The following is a 20,305-nucleotide window of genomic DNA, read 5'->3' on the forward strand; positions in this document are numbered from 1 at the left end:
CGAAGTAGTAGCACGCCGATGCGGCGGCACACCACCACTTGACAGTCCGGGATTCTGTCACGAGTCTGGGAGCGTTCACAACCGCTGCACCACTGTGAGACTCCTCTAACCCTCTGCTTCACACCGACAGGAGTGGACGATGAAGTTCCCTCGCTCTGCGAAGGCCGCCGCGTGCGCCGTCGCCGCGACCGCGCTCGTCGCCGGCTGTTCCTCTTCCTCCAGCCCCAGCGCAGGCAGCACTGCGGCCTCGAACGAGAAGGTGACACTGACCTTCTGGTCCTGGGTTCCCAACATGGACAAGGTCGTGGCCGTCTGGAACCAGTCGCACCCGAACATACAGATCAAGTTCACCGAGGCCGCTGGCGGCGACGCGGAGCTGGCCAAGCTGCTGACGGCCGGCAAGGCCGGCGACATGCCGGACATGGCGCAGATCGAGTACCAGTCCCTGCCGACCATGGTGACCAACAACTACCTGGCCGACATCTCGTCGTACGACAACAAGATCAAGTCGGACTTCCCGGCCGGCCTGTGGAACCAGGTCACCCTCGGCCAGGGCCAGCTCTACGGCGTGCCGCAGGACGCCGCGCCGCTCGCGTTCTTCTACCGCACGGACATCTTCAAGAAGTACAACCTGGCCGTGCCCACCACCTGGGACCAGTACGCCCAGGAGGCCGTGCAGCTGCACAAGGACGACCCGAGCATCTACATGGGCGACACCGTCACCACCGACCCGGGCCTGTTCTCCGGGCTGAGCCAGCAGGCCGGCGCGCAGTGGTGGTCGGCCTCCGGCAGCAGCTGGTCGGTGGGCATCAACTCGAGCGCCTCGCAGAAGGTCGCCTCGTTCTGGGGCAACCTGGTCGAGCAGGGCGCGCTCGACTCGCAGACCGCGTGGACCGCGAGCTGGGACAAGTCCTTCTCCTCCGGCCAGTACGCGTCCTGGGTCTCCGCCGTGTGGGCGCCCGGTGACCTCGCCTCGCAGGCCGCCAACACCTCAGGCAAGTGGGCCATGGCCGCGCTGCCGCAGTGGGCCGCGGGCCAGAGCGTCGACGGCGCCTGGGGCGGCTCGGCCACCTCGGTGACCTCGAACTCGAAGCACCCGGAGCAGGCCGCCGAGTTCATCGCCTGGCTCAACGACTCCGCCCAGGGCACCGACCTGCTGGTCAAGGACGGCAGCATCTACCCGGCCGCGCTCTCGGCCGAGTCCAGCTCCTCGCTGCCGGCCCAGACCTTCATGAACCAGCCGGACTTCTACACCCTGGCCAAGCAGTTCTCCGCCAGCACCGCGGCCGCCACCTGGGGCCCGGACGTGAACGTGGCCTACAGCGACTTCAGCGACGACTTCGCCGCGACGGTCAAGACCCAGTCCGGCTACCTCGGCGCGCTGGACAAGCTCCAGTCCTCGGTGCTCTCGGACATGAAGTCGGCCGGCTTCACCGTCGCCGGGTCCTGACCCCGGCCAGGTCTGACTGATGAGTACCGTCATCTCCCTGCACGACGAGCAGCCCGCCGCGTCCGCGTCCCGGACGCGGCGGGTCCGCCCGGGCAGACGGCACAGCCCCGCGCCGCGCCGTTCGCCCTACCTCTTCGTCGCCCCCGCCGTCCTGCTGTTCGTCGCCGTCTTCCTGCTGCCGCTCGGCTACACCGTCTACCTCAGCACGCAGAAGACCCAGGTCTCCGGCCTGGGCCTCGGGGCCAGCCAGCGCAAGCAGGTCTCCGCCGGATTCGCCAACTACACCACCGTCTTCCACGACGGCGAGTTCTGGCAGAGCGCGGTGCGGGCCCTGATCTACGGCTGCATCCTGATCCCGATCATGCTCGGCCTGGCCGTCGTGTTCGCGCTCATCCTGGACGCGCAGCGGGTGCGCCTGCAGCGCTTCGGCCGGATCGCCATCTTCCTGCCCTACACCGTGCCCACCCTGATCGGCTCGATCATCTGGGGCATGATGTACCTGCCCGCGTTCTCGCCGATCAACTCGACCCTGCAGGTGTTCGGCATCCCCGGGATCGACTTCTTCGGCCAGCACATCGTGTTCCTGTCCGTCGCCAACATCGGCGTGTGGGGCGGCACCGGATTCAACATGATGGTGCTCTACACCTCGCTGCGCTCACTGCCGCAGGAGGCGTACGAGGCCGCCCGGCTGGACGGCGCGAACGAGCGGCAGATCGCGCTGCGGATCAAGCTCCCGATGATCCGGCCGGCCGTGATCATGACCGCGATCTTCTCCACCATCGCCACGCTGCAGGTGTTCAACGAGCCCTACGCCATGCACCAGATCGCCTACGGCGGCGTCTCGACCACCTGGACCCCGCTGATGACGATCTACCGCGACACCTTCACCGCCCACGACATCTACCTCGGCTCGGCCGAGTCGATCGTGATCGCGGTGCTGATGTTCGCGCTCTCGGTCGCCGTGCTGCGGCTGACCAACCGGCAGATCTTCGGAGGGGAGGCGAAGTGAGCGAGCTTGCGAGCGAACCATTCAGCACAGTGCGCTCATGCACGCGCCAGCACATCGTCGAGGTGACCGCATGAGCTTTTTGACCACTGCTTCGCAAGGTGTCGCGCCGCGCCAGGGCCGGCGCACCTCCATCGTGCCGACCGCGGTGTTGCTGCTCGGCGCGCTCTACACGCTGCTGCCGATCGTCTGGCTCCTGGTCGCCACGACCAAGACCAACACCCAGTTGGACAGCATGGCGCCGTTCCGCCCGGCCGGCTCGTTCGTGAGCAACTTCGACGGGCTCACCTCGTACGACGGCGGCGTGTTCTGGACCTGGCTGGCCAACACCGCGCTGTACGCGGGCGGCGGAGCGATCCTGTCCGCCATCGTGTCCGCGATGGCCGGGTACGGCTTCGCCAAGTACCGCTTCCGCGGCAAGGGCTTCCTGTTCACCATGATCCTGGTCGGGATGCTCGTGCCGGCCGTGGTGCTCGCAGTGCCGCAGTACCTGCTGGTGGCCAAGATCGGGCTCGCGAACACCTACTGGGCGGTGCTGATCCCCTCGATCATCTCGCCCTACGGCATCTACCTGGCCCGGATCTACGCCGGCGCCTCGGTGCCGGACGAGGTGCTCGAGGCCGCGCGGATGGACGGCTCGCCGGAGTGGCGCACATTCCTGCGGGTGAGCCTGCCGATGATGACGCCCGGTCTGGTGACCATCTTCCTGTTCCAGTTCGTGGCGGTGTGGAACAACTTCCTGCTGCCCTGGCTGATGCTCAGCAGCGAGAACAAGTACCCGTTGACGGTGGGCCTGTTCACCCTCCTCGACGCGGGCACCTCGCAGCCCTCGCTCTACAGCCTGGTCATCACCGGTGCGCTGCTCTCCATCCTGCCGCTGATCCTGCTCTTCTTCCTGCTCCAGCGTTTCTGGCGGGTCGACCTGACGGCGGGGTCGGTAAAGTGAGCCGCGCGTGGCCGAGGCACCGGCGCGGTGCGGGCCTGAACATCGTGATGGGGGCATAAGTGGTCGTCGACAGCGGGCGGAGGCGCCCGACGATCGAGGACGTGGCGGCGGCCGCGGGCGTGTCCCGCGGCACCGTCTCCCGCGTGCTCAACGGCGGGATCAACGTCTCGCCGTCGGCGCTCGCCGCCGTGAACAAGGCGATAAAGCAGACCGGGTACGTGGTCAACACGCACGCCCGTTCGCTGGTGACGCAGCGTTCGGGCTCGGTGGCCTTCATCCTGTCCGAACCGCAGGAGAAGTTCTTCGAGGACCCCAACTTCCAGGTGCTGCTGCGCGGATGCACCCAGGCCCTGGCCGCCCACGACATCCCGCTGCTGCTGTCCATCGCGGACAGCGAGCCGGACCTGGAACGGGTGGTGCGCTTCATCTCCGGCGGCCACATCGACGGCGCGCTGCTGGTCTCCACGCACGCGGGCAACCCGGTGATAGGCCGGCTGGCCTCGCTCGGCATCCCGACCGTGGCCTGCGGCCTGCCGATCGGGCACGAGCAGGAGCTGGCGTACGTCGCGGTGAACGAGGCCGAGGGCGGCCGGCTGGCCACGGCGCACCTGGCGAGCCTGGGCCGGCGCCGGATCGCCACCGTCACCGGTCCGCTGGACACGCCCGGCGGCCGGGACCGGCTGGCCGGCTACCGGGAGGCGCTGGGGCAGGCCGGGATCGGGTTCGACCAGAGCCTGATCGCGCACGGCGACTACACCCGGCTGTCCGGCCAGGCCGCCATGGAGGACCTGCTGCGCCGCACGCCCGACCTCGACGCCGTGTTCGTCGCCTCGGACCTGATGGCCCGCGGCGCGCTGGACGCGCTCGAGCGGGCCGGGCGCTCGGTGCCGGGCGACGTGGCCGTGGTCGGGTTCGACGACTCGCTGGCCGCCTCGGCCGGCCGGCCCGGGCTGACCACGGTGCGCCAGCCGTACAAGCGGGTGTGCGAGGAGATGGTGCGGCTGCTGCTCGCGCTGCTCGACGGGCAGGAGCCGGCCGCCGTCATACTGCCGGTGGAGCTGGTGCGCCGGGAGACCGCCTGATCACTTGTAGAGTGCTCCGGGATGGACGGCGCCGGAGCACGGCGCGGGCGAGAACGAAGGCGGCCGCTGGTGGACGGGCTGGATTCGGCCGAGGCAGCGGAGGCCCCGAAGGCTCCGCACGTCCCGGTCATGCTGACCGAGTGCGTCGAAGCGCTCGACGTCGCGGACGCGGCTCCGCGTGCCGTGCTGGTGGACTGCACCCTCGGCCTCGGCGGGCACAGCGAGGCGCTGCTCGAGCGCTACCCGGGCGCGCGGCTGTTCGGACTCGACCGCGACCCGGAGGCGCTCGCCCGCTCCCGGGCCCGGCTGGCCCGCTTCGGCGACCGCTTCGAGGCGGTGCACGCGGTCTACGACGAGCTGCCGGACGTGCTCGCCGAACGGGGCGTCAAACGCGTCCACGGCGTGCTGTTCGACCTCGGGGTCTCCTCCATGCAGCTCGACATGCGCGAGCGCGGCTTCGCCTACGCGTATGACGCCCCGTTGGACATGCGGATGGACCAGACCGCGTCCCTGACCGCGTACGAGGTCGTCAACGGCTACGGGGTGAACGAGCTGACCCGGATCCTGCGCGACTACGGCGAGGAGCGCTTCGCCCGGCGGGTGGCGCAGGCGATCGTGGCCGAGCGGCAGCGCGCGCCGATCGAGCGCACCGGGGTGCTGGCCGAGCTGGTGCGCACCGCGATCCCGGCGGCGACCCGGCGTACCGGCGGGCATCCGGCCAAGCGGACGTTCCAGGCCCTGCGGATCGAGGTGAACGGGGAGCTCGAGGTGCTCGGCCGGGCGATCCCGCGCGCGGTGGACCTGCTCGCCGTCGGCGGTCGCGTGGCAGTGCTCTCCTACCACTCGCTCGAGGACCGCTGGGTCAAGCGCGTGTTCGCGGCCGGCGCGCAGTCCACGGCGCCGCGCGGGCTGCCGGTCGCGCCGCCCGGGACCGAGCCGGTGCTCCAGCTGCTCACCCGGGGAGCGCAGGAGCCGACGACCGAGGAGATCGAGGCCAATCCCCGGGCTGCCTCGGCGAAGTTCCGGGTGGCCGAGCGGGTCCGGCCGGGGTCGGTGCAGGCCCGGCTCGAGGTGTAGAGCGGCGGATGACGCCGCGTCAAGCGATGTCAGAGGCCGGATGTCGCAGCACGCCGCACGCCGCTGCTGACGCATAGTCCGCGCTTGGTAGGCGATACTGGCCCTCGTGGCTGAGCGACCGTCGAGACAGGGGCAGGGGCCGCGGCTCGCCGTGATCGAGGGCTGGGCCGGGCGGCGGTCGGCGATCCCGTTCGCCCTGCTGGTGCTCGGCGTGCTGCTGGCCGGGCTGATCGGGCTGCTGTCGCTGAACACGGCGATGGACGAGAACTCGATCCGGACGCAGCAGGCCGAACAACGCCAGGCGCAGTTGAACGACCGGGCGCAGCAGCTCTCCCAGCAGCTGTCCGGACTCTCCGGACCGGCCGCGCTGGCCTCGGCCGCGGCCGCGCAGGGGCTCGTGCCGAACCCGCAGCCGGCGTTCCTGAACCCGACCACCGGCGCCGTGCTGGGCTCGCCGCGCCCCGCGCCGACCCCGTCGCCCCCGCCGAAGCCGAGCCTCAAGCCCAGCGCGACCGCGTCCGGCTCCGCATCGGCCGGTACGACCGCCACGGCGAGCGCGACGGCGGGCACCACGGCCACGGCGAGCACGACAGCGTCCGCCGGCACGGCCACGACGGCGACGGTGAAGACGACGGTGAAGTCGCTGACGTCTCCGAGCCCGGCCCCGCACGCGAAACCGACGCCGAGTCACTCAGCATCCGGGAGCCCGCGATGAGCCAGACCCCGAACCGGCCGCGCTCCGGCGGCGCCCGTCCCGCCGACGCGGCCAAGGCCGCCCCGGCCAAGCCCGCCGCACCGCTGCGGCTCGGCCGCCCGCGCCGCCGGCTGCGCGTCGGCCTGGTCGCGCTCGCCTTCGTCTTCTCGCTCTACGGCGGCCGGCTGATCCAGCTTCAGGTCACCGACAGCGCCGGGTTCGCCGCGAAGGCGGCCGCCGACCGGACCGCCGACGTCACCCTCTACGCCACCCGCGGCTCGATCCTGGACGCCTCGGGCAAGCCGCTGGCCGAGTCGGTGGACGCCGTCGACGTCATCGCCGACCCGCTGGTGATCGCCCAGGCCAAGCAGAACCCGTCGGTCTACGCCTCGAAGCTGGCCGCCTACCTCGGCAACCCGCCCGGCAGCTTCGACGTGGCGGCGCTGCGGACCAAGCTGGCGAACTCGACCTCGCAGTACGCGGTGCTGGCCCGCCAGGTCAGCCCGGACGTGTGGAAGCGGATCAAGGCGCTGGGGCTGGCCGGGATCACCGGCAACTCCGACCCCAAGGTGGTCTACCCGCAGGGCGCGCTCGCGGCCAACGCCGTCGGCTTCATCAACTCCGAGGGCGTGGGCGCGGCCGGGCTCGAGCAGGAGTACCAGAGCATGCTCGCCGGCAGCGACGGCAAGATCTCGTATCAGGCCGCTTACGGCTACGAGATCCCCACCACCGGCATCAACGAGAAGGCCGCGGTCGACGGCACCTCGGTGCAGACGACCATAGACAGCAACATCCAGTGGGCCGCCCAGCAGGCCCTCGACGCCGAGGTGAGGTCCACCGACGCCGCGCTCGGCACGGTCGTGGTGATGGACCCGCGCACCGGGGCGGTCCTGGCCCTGGCCTCCTCGCCCTCCTATGATCCGACCAATCTCGCCGCGGCCACCTCCGAGCAGCTCGGCGATCCCGCCGTCTCCGACGTCTTCGAGCCGGGCTCGGTGGCCAAGGTCGTCACCATGTCGGCCGAACTGCAGCAGGGCGTGACCAACCCGGGGACGAAGGTGGTCGTGCCCCCGACCTTGAACACCGGCGACGGATACACCGTGCACGACGACGACCCGCACGGCACCGAGCACCTGACGCTCAACGGGATCCTGGCCGAGTCGAGCAACATCGGCACCGACCTGACCTCGCTGCAGCTCTCGCCGAACAACATGGCCGAGCGCAACGCCATACTGTACGACTACTTCTCCGCTTTCGGCCTCGGCCGCGCCTCCGGCCTCGGGCTGCCCGGCGAGTCGCCCGGCATCCTCGCCCCGGCCGCCGACTGGAACCACTCGCAGCAGTACACCGTCGCCTTCGGCCAGGGCCTGTCCGTCAACGCCATCCAGGCCACCAGCGTCTACGCCACCATCGCGAACAACGGCGTGCGGGTGACCCCGAACCTGGTCAAGGGCTTCGTCGGCCCCGACGGCAGTTTCACCGCGGCACCCGCGCCGATGCGCGCCCAGGTGGTCTCCCCGCAGGTCGCGAAGCAGGTCTCGGAGATGATGGAGTCGGTGGTCTCCGACGCGGGAACCGCGGCCACGGCCGAGATCCCCGGCTACCGCGTGGCCGGCAAGACCGGTACCGCCAACCGCTTCGTCGCCTCCTGCCGCGGCTACTGCGGGTACACCGCCTCGTTCATCGGCTACGCGCCCGCGGACAGCCCGCAGCTGGTCATCGGGGTCTACGTGGAGGGTCCGCAGGGCGCCAACCACTTCGGCGGCAGCGTGGCGGCGCCGGTGTTCCAGAAGCTCATGTCCTACGCCCTGCAGGAGCGGGGCGTCGCGCCGACCGGAGCCAAGTCGCCCGACCTGCCCATCACCTGGTAGCCGGGCCGTCACGCGGCGCAGCGGCGCGCGGGCCGGTCGCGGGGCGTGGCACGCGCGGGGGCGAGAACGCGGTAGCCTGCCGAACGTGCCCTCCCCGTCCCACCCTCAAACCTCCGCTTCCACTCCGGCCCCCGATCCCCGGCCGCAGGCCGATCCGGGCCGGACGCTCAAGGAGCTCGCCGCGGCGCTTGCGCAGGCCAGGATCGTCGGCACGCACGACGCGCTGGATCTGGAAGTGCGCGGCTTCACCCTCGACTCCCGCGCGGTGCGGCCGGGCGACCTGTACGCCGCGCTGCCCGGGGCCCTGGCCCACGGCGCCCAGTTCGCCGACGACGCGGCCGCCCGCGGCGCGGTGGCCGTGCTGACCGACGAGGAGGGCGCCAAGCTCTCCGCCGAGGCCGGTCTGCCCACCGTGCTCGTGCCCGAGGTGCGCCCGGCGCTCGGCCCGGTCGGCGCGGCCCTCTACGGCCACCCGGCCGAGGCCATGACGATGCTCGGGATCACCGGGACCAACGGCAAGACGACCACCAGCTTCCTGATGGACGGCGGCCTGCGCGCGGCGGGCGTGCGCACCGGCGTCATCGGCACCACCGGCACCTGGATCGGCGACACCGCCGTCAAGACCCTGCGCACCACCCCGGAGGCGCCGGATCTGCAGGCGCTGCTCGCCGCCATGCGCGGGCACGAGGTGCAGGCGGTCTCGATGGAGGTCTCCAGCCACGCGCTGGCGTACGGACGCACCGCCGGGATCCGTTACCGGGTGGCCGCCTTCACCAACCTGACGCAGGACCACCTCGACTTCCACGCCGACTTCGAGGACTACTTCGAGGCCAAGGCGAAGCTGTTCACGCCCGGCTACACGCAGCTGGCCGTGGTCAACATCGACGACCCGTACGGCCGCCGCATCGCCGAGCGGGCGCGCGGGTTCGGCATCGAGACCTGGACCATCTCGCCCACCGGCCAGCCGGCCGACTGGCGCGCGGTGGACATCGACTCGAGCATCAACGGCTCGGCCTTCACCGTGGTCGGCCCGGACGGCGCCCGCCGCGGTGCCTCGGTCCGGCTGGCCGGCCAGTTCAACGTGGCCAACGCGCTGACCGCGATCGTCTCGCTGATCGCCGCCGGGATCGAGCCGACCTCGGCGATCGCCGGCGTGGGCGCGGTGCCCGGGGTGCCGGGCCGGGTCCAGCGGATCGAGGCCGGCCAGGAGTACCTGGCCGTGGTCGACTACTCGCACACCCCCGACTCGATCAGCAACGTGCTGGCCGCGCTGCGCCCGGTCACCGCCGGGCGGCTGCGCATCGTCGTGGGCTGCGGCGGGGACCGGGACCGGGCCAAGCGGCCGCTGATGGGCGCGGCCGCGGCCGAGGGCGCCGACGAGGTCATCCTCACCAACGACAACCCGCGCTCCGAGGACCCGCTGGCCATCCTGGCCGCGGCCGAGGTCGGCGCGCGGTCCGCGGCGGCGGCCGGGGCGCGGGCCGAGATCGAGGTCTGCCCCGACCGGGCCGAGGCGATCGCCCGCGCGGTCGCCCGCAGCGAGGCCGGCGACACCGTGGTGGTGGCCGGCAAGGGACACGAACAAGGTCAGGAGATCGCCGGAGTGATCCACCCCTTCGACGACGCGGCGGTCCTGCGCGCCGCGATCCAGCACGCCGCGGCCGGGCGAGAGGCGGCGCACGGGTGATCGCACTCACGCTCGGCGAACTCGCCCGGATCGTGGACGGCGAGCTCGCCCCCGGAACCGACCCCGCGATCACCGTCACCGGCCCCGCCTTCCTCGACTCGCGCGAGATCGTGCCGGGCGGCCTGTTCGCCGCCTTCGACGGCGAGCAGGCCGACGGACACGACTACGCCTCCTCGGCGATCGAGGCGGGCGCCGCGGCGATGCTCGGCAGCCGGGACGCGGGCGTGCCCGGGGTCCTGGTGCCCGACGTGGAGGCGGCCCTCGGCCGGCTGGCCCGGGAGGTGCTGCTGCGGCTGACCGGCACCACGGTGATCGCGCTCACCGGCTCCTCCGGCAAGACCTCGACCAAGGACATGCTCGGCCAGGTGCTCTCCGGCCACGGCCCGACCGTGTTCACCGAGGGTTCCTTCAACAACGAGAAGGGCCTTCCGCTCACCGTCCTGCGGGCCGATCAGGACACGAAGTTCCTGGTGCTGGAGATGGGCGCCCGCGGCATCGGTCATATCAAATACCTGTGTGAACTGGCCCCGCCCCGCGTCGGCCTGGTGCTCAACATCGGCAGCGCCCACGCAGGCGAGTTCGGCTCGAAGGAGCAGACCGCGCTGGCCAAGGGCGAGCTGATCGAGGCGCTGCCGCCGGAGGGTCTGGCCGTGCTCAACGCCGACGACCCCTACGTGGCCGAGATGGAGGTGCGCACCGTGGCGGAGACGATCACCTTCGGCGAGCACCCCTCCGCCCGGGTGCGCGCCGAGGACGTCGAGCTCGACCAGAACGGCTGCCCGTCGTTCACCCTCGTGCTCAGTGCCGCCGACGCTTCGTTGAGCCGAGCCGAGCCGGACCTTGCCGACGCCGCGTCGGCGCGCGTGGCCCTCCAGGTCGTCGGGGAGCACCACGTCTCCAACGCCCTGGCCGTGGCCGCCGTCTGTCTCGGCGTGGGCATGTCCGTACCCGAAGTCGCCGCCGGCCTGGCCGCGGCGCGGGCGCTGAGCGGCGGCCGGATGGCCGTGACCGCCCGGCCCGACGGCGTCGTCGTGATCGACGACGCCTACAACGCCAACCCGGAGTCGGTGCGAGCCGGTCTCAAAGCCCTGGTCACCCTGGCGCGCTCGCGCCCGGGCGCGCGGTCGTGGGCGGTGCTCGGCCACATGGCAGAGCTCGGCGACCGCTCGGTGGAGGAGCATGACGCGATCGGCCGTTTGGCCGTACGCTTGCGCATCGACCGGCTGGTGGCCGTCGGCGCCGAAGCCGCGATGATCCACGCCGGTGCCGGCCACGAGGGCTCCGGCGGCCAGGAGACCACACTGGTGGCCGATTCGGACGAGGCGATCGCGCTGCTGCGCGAGCAGCTGCGTCCGGGGGACGTCGTGCTGGTGAAGGCGTCCCATTCCGTCGGCCTGCGCCGGGTGGCCCGAGCCCTGCTGGAGGATCCACAGTGATGAGAGCGGTCCTGTACGCGAGCGTGATCGCGCTGGTGTGCTCGTTGATCGGCACACCGGTGGCGGTCAAGCTCTTCGCCCGTCGCGGTTACGGACAGGAGATCCGCGAGGACGGCCCGCAGTCGCACCAGGTCAAGCGCGGCACGCCGACCATGGGCGGCACCGTGATCGTCCTGTCCACCCTCATCGCCTACTTCGTCACCAAGGGCCTGACCGGCAAGTGGCCGACCAGTTCGGCGCTGCTGGTGCTGTTCCTGATGACCGGTCTGGGCATGGTCGGCTTCCTGGACGACTTCATCAAGATCTACAAGCAGCGCTCGCTCGGCCTGCGGACCAAGGCGAAGCTGATCGGCCAGTCGGTGGTCGCGATCGCGTTCGCCATCCTGGTGCTGCACTTCCCCAACTCCATGGGCTACACCCCGGCCAGCGACCACGTCTCCTTCCTCTACGACATCGGCTGGCTGAGCCTGGGCCCGGTGCTGTTCGTGGTCTTCAGCTACGTGCTGATCTCCGGCTGGTCCAACGCGGTCAACCTCACCGACGGCGCGGACGGCCTGGCCACCGGCGCGTCGGTGATGGCCTTCGCGGCCTACGTGGTCATCGGCGTCTGGCAGTACGGCCAGAGCTGCGGCAGCGCGCCCAGCCGAGGCTGTTACGAGGTGCGCGACCCGCTCGACCTCGCCATCGTGGCCGCCTCGCTCATGGGAGCCTGCTTCGGCTTCCTCTGGTGGAACGCGTCGCCGGCCAAGATCTATATGGGCGACACCGGCTCGCTCGCCCTCGGCGGCGCCTTCGCCGGCCTGTCCATCTGCTCGCGCACCGAGGTGCTGGCCGTGATCATCGGCGGCCTGTTCCTAATCGAGATGTTCTCGGTGGTCATCCAGGTCGGCTCGTACAAACTCCGGGGTGGCAAACGCGTGTTCAAGATGGCGCCGTTGCATCATCATTTCGAGTTGTTGGACTGGCCAGAGGTCAACGTCGTCATCCGGTTCTGGATCATCGCGGGACTATGCGTGGCGTTGGGCCTAGGCGTCTTCTACGGCGGGTTCGCCGCGACGAAATGAGCACCGTGAGCACCGTGAACGGCAAGGACAAGGCCACCGGCGCGGACTGGCGCCGACCCGACCCGGACGGCCGGGCCACCGTGCCGTGGCAGGGCCTGCGGGTGTGCGTGGTCGGCGCCCGGGTGGTGGGCATCTCCGCCGCGGAGGTACTGCTCGGGCTCGGCGCGCACGTCGTCCTGTGCGACCGCTACGACGACGAGCAGACCACTCAGCGGGCCACCCGCGTCGCCGAACTCGGCGCGGTGCTGCGCCTGGGCGATGACAAGACCCTGCCGGAGGACTGCGAGCTGCTCGTGGTCGTGCCCGGCATCCCGCCGACCGCCCCCATCGTGGCGGCCGCGCGGGAGGCCGGGATCCCGATCTGGGGCGACGCGGAGCTCGCCTGGCGGCTGCGCAAGCCGCTGCCGGACGGCGGCTACGCACCCTGGGTCGGCCTGACCGGCACCAACGGCAAGACCACCGCCGTGCGGATGCTCGCCTCGATGCTCGAGGCGGCCGGCCGGCGCGCGGTCGCCTGCGGCAACGTCGGCTTCCCGCTGGTGGACGCGGTCGTCGCGGCCGAGCCGTACGAGGTGCTGGCGATCGAGTTCTCCAGCTTCCAGCTCTACTGGTCCGAGTCGCTGAGCCTGCAGGCCGCCGCGGTGCTCAACATCGCGCCGGACCACCTGGACTGGCACGGCACGATGGAGGACTACGTCGCGGCCAAGGCCCGGATCTACGAGCGCTGCCAGGTCGCCTGCGTCTACAACGCCGCCGACCCGATCACCGAGCGGATGGTCGAGGAGGCGGACGTGGTCGAGGGCTGCCGGGCCATCGGCTTCACCCTCGGCGCCCCCGGGCTGTCCATGTTCGGCGTGGTGGACGGCATCCTGGCCGACCGGGCGTTCATCGAGGACCGCCGGACCTCGGCGGCCGAGCTCGGCACGATCTTCGACGTGGAGCCGCACGCCCCGCACAACATCGCCAACGGCCTCGCCGCCGCGGCGCTGGCCCGGGCGCACGGCGTGCCGGTCGAGGCGGTGCGCGACGGCCTGCGCAACTTCCGCCCGGACCCGCACCGGATCGAGTTCATCGCCGTCCTCGACGGCGCCGACTACGTGGACGACTCGAAGGCCACGAACACGCACGCGGCCGCCGCGTCGCTCGCGGCCTACGAGCACATCGTGTGGATCGCCGGCGGCCTGGCCAAGGGCGCCGAGTTCGACACCCTGGTGGAGAAGGCCGCCAAGCGCCTGCGCGGCGTGGTCCTGCTCGGCCAGGACCGGGCCCTGATCGCCGAAGCGCTGCGGGCCAAGGCCCCCGACGTCCCGATCGCCGACATCGGCGGCGCCGACACCGGCCTGGACGCCCAGACCGCGATCGAAGCGGCCCTCGACGCCGCCGCCGGGTTCGCCCAGCAGGGCGACACCGTGCTGCTCGCCCCCGCCTGCGCCTCGATGGACCTGTTCGTCTCCTACAACCAGCGCGGCGAGATCTTCGCCGAGCGGGTCCGCGCCCGCAAGGCGGCGCAGGCCGGGTAGCCACCGCAATGAACTGATAACGAGCCGAGCCGCGTGAGCCACCCGAGTCACGCGGCTCGTCGCATGTCACGGTGATGGTGGCGAAGAAACAGGCGTCGCGGGGGTGCCGGTCGTATTTCGGGCTTATCTTCTGACGCATGGTCACTTCCACACACGAGACCCTGCACCGATTCTTCCGAGACCATCCGGAAGAGATCGACCGGACCTTTCACGCCGTGGGATTGAAGACGTTCCCGCCGACCGTGAAAGCCTGGGAACTGTCGAACGACGTGACGACGTTCGCCCCGCTCGAGCGCCGCGTCGATTCGGTGATGCGCCTCCAAGCGGCAGACGGACACACTTTCATCGTCGTATTCGAGGCCCAAAGCAGGCCGGACAAGGCCAAGCAGCGCAGCCGGCCTTACTACGTCGCCTATCTGCACGAGCGTTATCAGTGCCCGGTAATGCTCGTCGTGATCTGCCAGGACCTGGACACGGCGGCGTGGGCGCGCACTCCTGTCCGGATCTCGACGCGTTTCTGGACGAGTCTCGAGCTGAACCCGTGGGTGCTCGGCCCGGAGAACGTGCCGATTCCGGCGGAGATCGACGCGTCGAACGTCCACCTCGGCGCGCTTTCGGTGATCATCCATGGTCGAGATGTCGATGAAACGGCCCTGCGCAGGCTCGCCGATGCCGTGCTCCAGGCCGGCGACGAGATCTACGCCGACCTCGGCACCTACGTCCAACTCGGGCTCGGTTCCCTTCCCGCCGCACACATCTGGAGGAAGATGATGACTATGGACCTCGAAACGCTGCGCACGTCCCCGATCCTCCGGGAGATCCTGGACGATCACGACAGCGACGTCAAAGCTGCCAACGTCCTTCGCATCCTGAACGCGCGCTCGATCGAGCTGGACAACGACCAGCGTTCGAGGATCACCGACTGCACCGACGTGGCGCGGCTCGACGCGTGGTTCGACGCGGCGATCGACGCCGCGTGCGCCGCGGACGTCTTCGCCGCGCACGCCCCGGCCGAAGCTGACACCCCGTAACATCCCTCCATGACGGTTGAGATCTCCCCGCTCGAGTCCGTGACCTCCGAGGTGGTCGAGGCGTTCGACCGGCTGCTGCCGCAGCTTTCGGCGCACGCGAAGCCGATCGGGGCGGCGGAGCTGGAGGCGCTGCTCGGGTGGCAGGGCACGACGGTGCTGCTGGCGCGGCTGGACGGGCGGATCGTGGGGACGCTGACGCTCGTGCTCTTCCCGATCCCGAGCGGGCTGCGGGCCTGGGTCGAGGACGTGGTGGTGGACTCCTCGGCGCGCGGGAACGGGGTGGGGGCGGCGCTGACCACGCACGCGCTGGGGCTGGCCCGGACGGCGGGGGCGCGGACGGTCGATCTGACGTCGCGTCCGTCGCGGATGGCGGCGCGGCGGCTTTACGAGGGGCTCGGGTTCGGGGTGCGCGACTCGCGGCTCTACCGCTATCAGCTCTAGCCGACGCCCGCGCCGGCACCCACGCCGAGCCCCGCGTTCCCCGCGTCTTGCACCGGTCCCCGGCCCGTGTGCGCTAACCTCGCCGGTAGGCGTGGCGGGGCGGAAAGGGCAAAGGGCTGACGGCAATGGGCTGGATCGGGCAGGCGCGGACCGGGCTCGTCCAGGCCCGACGTTGGCTGCTGCATCCGATGGCCCCTTACTTCATGCTGATCGGCGCGACCACGCTGCTGGTCGGCATCGGCCTGCTCGAGGTGTATTCGGCCTCGACGACGAACAACCTGGTCTCCGGAAAGCCGGAGCTCGGCACGATCACGAAGCAGGCGGTCTCCGCGGCGATCGGGGTGCCGCTGCTGGCGGTGGCGGCGCGGCTGCCGGTCCGCTTCTACCGGCTGCTGGCCTATCCGCTGCTGCTCGTGTCGCTGTTGCTGCTGCTCATGGTGCTCGCCTTCGGGCAGGTCTCGACCGGCGGCAACCAGAACTGGCTCGAGTTCGGGCCGCTGACCATCCAGCCGAGCGAGTTCGCCAAGTTCGCGCTCGTGCTCTGGGGCGCGGATCTGCTCGACCGCAAGGAGAAGCGGCTCGCCAGCTGGGACCACCTGATCGTGCCGCTGCTGCCGATGGCCGGCCTGATCATCGGACTGGTCATGCTGGGCGGGGACATGGGCACGTCCATGGTGATAGCGGCCATCGCGTTCGCCCTGCTGTGGGTGGTGGGCGCGCCCGGGCGGCTGTTCACCGTCACCTCCGCCGGGGCGGGCGGGCTGGCCACGCTGGCGGTGCTGATGCGGCCCAGCCGGGTGCGCCGGTTCACCGAGTTCCTCTCCAGCACCTCCGCCGACCCGACCGGCACCGGCTACCAGGCCGCGCAGGGCTTCTCCGCGCTCTCCTCCGGCGGCTGGTTCGGCGTCGGGCTCGGGGCCAGCCGGGAGAAGTGGGGCCAGCTGCCCGAGGCGCAGACCGACTTCATCTTCGCCATCATCGGCGAGGAGCTCGGCCTGATCGGCGCGCTGGCCGTGCTCGCCCTGTTCATCGTGCTCGGATACGCCGGGCTGCGGATAGCGATGCAGGCCACGGACGGCTTCGTCCGCCTCGCCTCGGCTGCGGTCACCGGCTGGCTGATGGCGCAGACCCTGATCAACCTCGGCGCGGTGCTCGGCGTGCTGCCGATCGCGGGCGTGCCGCTGCCGTTCGTCTCCTACGGCGGGTCCTCGCTGCTGCCCTCGCTGGCGGCGGTCGGGATGCTGCTCTCCTTCGCCCGTTCGCAGTACCGGCAGGGCACCGGCGCCCCGGCCGCCGCGGACGGGGACGGGCCGCGGGACGGCGCAGGCTACGCCTCCTCATCCGCACCCGCTAAGCTCGGCTCCCGGCCGCCGAGCGCCCGTGGCCGAGCCGCCGAGAAGTTGGGACATGCCCCGTGACCGAAGATCGACCGCTGCACGCGGTGCTGGCCGGCGGCGGGTCCGCCGGGCACATCGAGCCGGCGCTGGCGCTGGCCGACGCGCTGCGCCGACGCGATCCGCGGTCCTCGATCACCTGCCTCGGCACCACCAAGGGCCTGGACACCAAGCTCATTCCGGAGCGCGGCTACCCGCTCGAGCTGATCCCGGCCGTGCCCATGCCGCGTAAACCCACCATGGACGTGTTCACCGTGCCGTCCCGGCTGGCCGGCACCGTGCGCCGGGCCGCCGAGATCCTGGACAAGGTGGAGGCGGACGTCGTGGTGGGGTTCGGCGGGTACGTCTCGCTGCCGGCCTACTTCGCCGCGCGGCGCCGCAGCGTGCCGATCGTGGTGCACGAGGCGAACGTGCGGCCGGGCCTGGCCAACCGGGTCGGCTCGCGGATGACCGCCTGGATCGCCACCGGCTCGCCGGACTGCCGCCTGAGCGGCGGCCGCTACCTGGGCATGCCGCTGCGGCAGATGATCTCGCGGCTCGACCGCCCGGCGCTGCGGGACGAGGCGCTGGCGTTCTTCGGCCTCACGCCGGGCCGCCCCACGCTGCTGGTCTACGGCGGTTCGCAGGGCGCGCGCCGGCTCAACGAGGCGATCGAGGGCGCGGCCGGCGCCCTGTCCGAGGCCGGGGTGCAGATCCTGCACGCGGTCGGCCGGGGCAACTGGCGCGACCAGGACGTCTTCCCGGTCGCCGGCGCCGCCTACGTGCGGGTGCCCTACCTGGACCGGATGGACTACGCCTACGCGGCCGCCGACCTGGTGCTGGGCCGCGGCGGGATGATGACCTGCTCGGAGCTCGCCGCGGTCGGCCTGCCCGCGGTGTACGTGCCGCTGCCCGTCGGCAACGGCGAGCAGCGGCTCAACGCCCAGCCGGTGGTCCGGGCGGGCGGCGGCATCCTGGTGCAGGACGAGCAGCTGACCCCGGCCTGGCTGCTGGAGCACGCGCTCCCGCTGCTGACCGACCCGGTCCGGCTGGCCGAGATGGGCGCCGCGGCCGCCGCGTTCGGCCGCCGCGACGGCGACGAGGCGCTCGCCGATCTGGTGTACGAAGCGGCCGGAAGCGCGGGAAAGCCGCCGACTGAGGCGCAAGGAGCGTAATGAGCAACATCCACGACCTCTACCACCAGCGGCTCGACCCGGTGCCGCCGGCCGAGCAGCTCGGCCGGGTGCACTTCGTCGGGATCGGCGGCGTCGGCATGGCCCCGGTCGCCCGGGTCGCGCTGGAGCGCGGGCTGCCCGTCTCCGGCAGCGACATCAAGCGCACCGCGGTCGTCGAGGAGCTCGAGCGCGACGGCGCGGTCATCTCGATCGGCCAGAAGCCGGAGAACCTCGAGGGCGTGGACACGGTGGTGGTCAGCACTGGGCTGCGCGGCGACAACGTCGAGATGCTCGCCGCCAGGGAACGCGGCCTGACGGTGGTGCACCGCGCCACCATGCTCGCCTCGCTGATGGTCGGGCGCACAGCGGTGGTGGTCGCGGGCACGCACGGGAAGACCACGACGACCTCGATGATCGCGGTCGCCCTCACCGAGCTCGGCGAGGACCCGTCCTACGCGGTCGGCGGCGAGATCGGGGCGACCGGGATAAGCGGCCGGTCCGGCCGCGGCCCGGTGTTCGTGGCCGAGGCCGACGAGGCCGACGGCACCTTCCTGCACTACCGGCCGGACATCGCGGTCATCACCAACGCCGAGCTCGACCACCCGGACTACTTCGAGTCCGTCGACGCGGTGCACGAGGCCTTCAAGGCCTTCGTGGAGCGGATCAAGCCCGACGGCGTGCTCGTCGTGTGCTGCGACGACCCGGGCGCGCGGATCGCCCTGGCGCACGCGAGGTCCCGCGGCCTGCGCACGGTCAGCTACGGCTTCTCCGACGCCGCCGACGTGCACATCTCCGACGTCACCTTCGCCGGCGGCCGCTCGGCGGCGAAGCTGGGCGCCGAGGCGGACGTGGTCGGCCTCGAACTGAACCTGACCGGCCGTCACAACGTGGAGAACGCGGCCGCCGCCTGGGCCGTGCTGACCACGCTCGGCTTCGCGCCCGAGGCCGCGGCCGGCTCGCTGACGCACTTCACCGGGGCGCGGCGGCGGATGGAGCTCAAGGGCGAAGCGGCCGGCGTGCGCGTGTACGACGACTACATGCACCACCCGACCGAGATCGCCGCGACCCTCGCCGCGTACCGGGAGCTGGCCGGGGACGGGCGGCTCGTCGTCGCGTTCCAGGCGCAGCGCTACTCCCGGGCCAAGACCTTCCTGCGCCAGTACGGCGCCCCGCTCGGCGCGGCCGACTTCGTCGTGGTGCTCGAGGTCTATCCCGGCTCGGGTGAGGACCCGATCCCGGGCGTGAACGGCTCGGTCATCGCCGAGGACGTGCCGCTGCCGGCCGCGCAGGTCGCGTTCGAGCCGGTGACCGCCGACGTGGCCCCGCTGCTGGCCGAACTGGTCGAGGCGGGCGACGTGGTGGTCACGGCGGGCGCGGGCGACGTGACCACCGTGGGCCCGGCCCTGCTCGAGCTGCTGCGCCGGCGCGCCGTCCAGGTCACCCGGCGGTGAACTGAGCGATGACCGGCCCCGGTGGCGGAGATTCCACGAACGAGCGCGCCGGCGCCGCCACCGCCACGTCCGCCGGGAGGCGTCCGGGCGGATCGGGCCGGGTCTCCGACCTGCCCGCGCGCCTCTACGCCGCGCGGATGCGCACCCGGTCGCGCCGCCGCCGGCTCGCGGTCACCCTGACGGTCACCGCCTGCCTGCTCGCGCTGGTCGGCTACCTGGTGCTCTGGCACACCTCGTTGATCGCGGTGAGCGCGGTCAAGGTGCAGGGCGCCAAGTCGATCTCCACCGCGACCGTGCTGGACGCCGCGCAGATCCCGGCCGGCAGCCCGATGGCCGCGCTCGATCCGGCCGCCGCGGCCGCGCGGATCGAGCGCGTTCCGCAGGTCGCCTCGGCCACGGTCCGGCGCGACTGGCCGGGCACGGTGCTGATCAGCGTGGTCGAGCGGGTGCCCGCGGCGCTGGTGCCGGACGCCGGGGGCTACGCGATCGTGGACGGCGGCGGGGTGGTGCTCGGTCAGAGTGCGAAGACGCGCTCCGGGCTGCCGGTGATCGACGTCTCCGGCGCGGCGAAGGACGCGCAGGTGGTGCCCGGCGCGCTGGCCGCGCTGCGGGCGCTGCCGGCCGATGTGGACCGGCGCATCTCCTCGATCACCGCGACCGATCCCTATGCCATCACTCTGACGCTCGCCGGCGGCGTCACGGTGAATTGGGGCGGTGGCGACGACGCCGTCGACAAAGCGCGCGACCTCGTGGCGCTGATGCGCACGGGCCACGCCCACCACTACGATGTGAGCGCTCCGAATGCCCCGGCGAAGTCGTGAAATAGCCTGACAATACGGTGAAGCGTGGAAGAATAAGCGAAACTGTCCGGGGGTCAGTTTCGGCGTGTTCGTTGCGGGGCGTGCGTCCGGCGACCTACTGTCGTGTCGTCGATCGAGTCATCGAGATGATGTTGACGGCCGTCAGGGGCGATAAAGTCTTTGAGCGGACCGTGTGCGCGG

At 71.6% G+C, this 20,305-nt stretch carries 17 protein-coding genes; all 17 read left to right on the forward strand.

Annotation, left to right across the window (positions count from 1 at the left end; translation table 11 throughout):
* Positions 1-139 precede the first annotated feature (139 nt).
* Complete coding sequence (locus tag ACTRO_RS32185; RefSeq protein WP_034269215.1) at positions 140-1,450, forward strand: ABC transporter substrate-binding protein; 1,311 nt, start codon at positions 140-142, stop codon at positions 1,448-1,450.
* Between the two features lie 19 nt (positions 1,451-1,469).
* The gene (locus ACTRO_RS32190; RefSeq protein ID WP_034269217.1) at positions 1,470-2,459 is read left to right on the forward strand and encodes a carbohydrate ABC transporter permease; all 990 of its coding nucleotides are present in this window, start codon (positions 1,470-1,472) and stop codon (positions 2,457-2,459) included.
* 70 nt (positions 2,460-2,529) lie between these two features.
* Positions 2,530-3,402: a carbohydrate ABC transporter permease gene (locus ACTRO_RS32195; protein WP_084316674.1), complete on the forward strand. Its 873-nt coding sequence runs from the start codon at positions 2,530-2,532 to the stop codon at positions 3,400-3,402.
* Positions 3,403-3,461: 59 nt separating this feature from the next.
* Positions 3,462-4,484 (forward strand): LacI family DNA-binding transcriptional regulator, encoded by a 1,023-nt coding sequence (locus ACTRO_RS32200; protein ID WP_034269222.1) that lies wholly within the window; start codon positions 3,462-3,464, stop codon positions 4,482-4,484.
* Between the two features lie 69 nt (positions 4,485-4,553).
* The gene (gene rsmH, locus ACTRO_RS32205) at positions 4,554-5,561 is read left to right on the forward strand and encodes a 16S rRNA (cytosine(1402)-N(4))-methyltransferase RsmH (protein WP_245594558.1); all 1,008 of its coding nucleotides are present in this window, start codon (positions 4,554-4,556) and stop codon (positions 5,559-5,561) included.
* 106 nt (positions 5,562-5,667) lie between these two features.
* Positions 5,668-6,276, forward strand: coding sequence for a cell division protein FtsL (gene ftsL, locus ACTRO_RS32210; protein ID WP_157436570.1), 609 nt, complete (start codon positions 5,668-5,670; stop codon positions 6,274-6,276).
* The gene (locus ACTRO_RS32215) at positions 6,273-8,126 is read left to right on the forward strand and encodes a peptidoglycan D,D-transpeptidase FtsI family protein (RefSeq protein WP_063628112.1); all 1,854 of its coding nucleotides are present in this window, start codon (positions 6,273-6,275) and stop codon (positions 8,124-8,126) included. Before ftsL ends, ACTRO_RS32215 begins: the two co-directional genes overlap by 4 nt.
* A gap of 85 nt (positions 8,127-8,211) precedes the next feature.
* Positions 8,212-9,813 carry a UDP-N-acetylmuramoyl-L-alanyl-D-glutamate--2,6-diaminopimelate ligase gene (locus ACTRO_RS32220; RefSeq protein ID WP_051451718.1) on the forward strand — a complete coding sequence of 534 codons (1,602 nt, stop codon included), beginning with the start codon at positions 8,212-8,214 and terminating at the stop codon, positions 9,811-9,813.
* Complete coding sequence (locus ACTRO_RS32225; RefSeq protein ID WP_034269225.1) at positions 9,810-11,249, forward strand: UDP-N-acetylmuramoyl-tripeptide--D-alanyl-D-alanine ligase; 1,440 nt, start codon at positions 9,810-9,812, stop codon at positions 11,247-11,249. The genes ACTRO_RS32220 and ACTRO_RS32225 overlap by 4 nt, the downstream gene beginning before the upstream one ends.
* Complete coding sequence (gene mraY, locus ACTRO_RS32230; protein ID WP_034269228.1) at positions 11,249-12,313, forward strand: phospho-N-acetylmuramoyl-pentapeptide-transferase; 1,065 nt, start codon at positions 11,249-11,251, stop codon at positions 12,311-12,313. Before ACTRO_RS32225 ends, mraY begins: the two co-directional genes overlap by 1 nt.
* A gap of 80 nt (positions 12,314-12,393) precedes the next feature.
* Positions 12,394-13,833: a UDP-N-acetylmuramoyl-L-alanine--D-glutamate ligase gene (gene murD / locus ACTRO_RS32235; protein WP_034277682.1), complete on the forward strand. Its 1,440-nt coding sequence runs from the start codon at positions 12,394-12,396 to the stop codon at positions 13,831-13,833.
* 137 nt (positions 13,834-13,970) lie between these two features.
* Positions 13,971-14,864, forward strand: coding sequence for a hypothetical protein (locus tag ACTRO_RS32240; protein WP_034269231.1), 894 nt, complete (start codon positions 13,971-13,973; stop codon positions 14,862-14,864).
* A 9-nt stretch (positions 14,865-14,873) separates the two neighbouring features.
* Complete coding sequence (locus ACTRO_RS32245; RefSeq protein WP_034269233.1) at positions 14,874-15,305, forward strand: GNAT family N-acetyltransferase; 432 nt, start codon at positions 14,874-14,876, stop codon at positions 15,303-15,305.
* Between the two features lie 125 nt (positions 15,306-15,430).
* Positions 15,431-16,723, forward strand: a complete 1,293-nt coding sequence (ftsW, locus tag ACTRO_RS32250; protein WP_051451719.1) for a putative lipid II flippase FtsW — start codon at positions 15,431-15,433, stop codon at positions 16,721-16,723.
* Between the two features lie 14 nt (positions 16,724-16,737).
* Positions 16,738-17,853: an undecaprenyldiphospho-muramoylpentapeptide beta-N-acetylglucosaminyltransferase gene (gene murG, locus ACTRO_RS32255; RefSeq protein WP_034277686.1), complete on the forward strand. Its 1,116-nt coding sequence runs from the start codon at positions 16,738-16,740 to the stop codon at positions 17,851-17,853.
* The gene (gene murC, locus ACTRO_RS32260; protein ID WP_051451720.1) at positions 17,853-19,304 is read left to right on the forward strand and encodes a UDP-N-acetylmuramate--L-alanine ligase; all 1,452 of its coding nucleotides are present in this window, start codon (positions 17,853-17,855) and stop codon (positions 19,302-19,304) included. The genes murG and murC overlap by 1 nt, the downstream gene beginning before the upstream one ends.
* Positions 19,305-19,312: 8 nt before the next feature.
* Positions 19,313-20,125 carry a cell division protein FtsQ/DivIB gene (locus tag ACTRO_RS32265; RefSeq protein WP_051451721.1) on the forward strand — a complete coding sequence of 271 codons (813 nt, stop codon included), beginning with the start codon at positions 19,313-19,315 and terminating at the stop codon, positions 20,123-20,125.
* Positions 20,126-20,305: the final 180 nt, after the last annotated feature.

Source organism: Actinospica robiniae DSM 44927, assembly GCF_000504285.1.
Lineage (GTDB): Bacteria > Actinomycetota > Actinomycetes > Streptomycetales > Catenulisporaceae > Actinospica > Actinospica robiniae.

What these genes read in the sequence shown, in the direction of transcription:
- ftsW (WP_051451719.1), top strand. Translation starts at nt 15,431, where the DNA reads ATGGGCTGGATCGGGCAGGCGCGGACCGGGCTCGTCCAGGCCCGACGT.
- ACTRO_RS32240 (WP_034269231.1), top strand. Translation starts at nt 13,971, where the DNA reads ATGGTCACTTCCACACACGAGACCCTGCACCGATTCTTCCGAGACCAT.
- ACTRO_RS32185 (WP_034269215.1), top strand. Translation starts at nt 140, where the DNA reads ATGAAGTTCCCTCGCTCTGCGAAGGCCGCCGCGTGCGCCGTCGCCGCG.
- ACTRO_RS32195 (WP_084316674.1), top strand. Translation starts at nt 2,530, where the DNA reads ATGAGCTTTTTGACCACTGCTTCGCAAGGTGTCGCGCCGCGCCAGGGC.
- ACTRO_RS32190 (WP_034269217.1), top strand. Translation starts at nt 1,470, where the DNA reads ATGAGTACCGTCATCTCCCTGCACGACGAGCAGCCCGCCGCGTCCGCG.
- mraY (WP_034269228.1), top strand. Translation starts at nt 11,249, where the DNA reads ATGAGAGCGGTCCTGTACGCGAGCGTGATCGCGCTGGTGTGCTCGTTG.
- ACTRO_RS32215 (WP_063628112.1), top strand. Translation starts at nt 6,273, where the DNA reads ATGAGCCAGACCCCGAACCGGCCGCGCTCCGGCGGCGCCCGTCCCGCC.
- ACTRO_RS32265 (WP_051451721.1), top strand. Translation starts at nt 19,313, where the DNA reads ATGACCGGCCCCGGTGGCGGAGATTCCACGAACGAGCGCGCCGGCGCC.
- murC (WP_051451720.1), top strand. Translation starts at nt 17,853, where the DNA reads ATGAGCAACATCCACGACCTCTACCACCAGCGGCTCGACCCGGTGCCG.
- ACTRO_RS32245 (WP_034269233.1), top strand. Translation starts at nt 14,874, where the DNA reads ATGACGGTTGAGATCTCCCCGCTCGAGTCCGTGACCTCCGAGGTGGTC.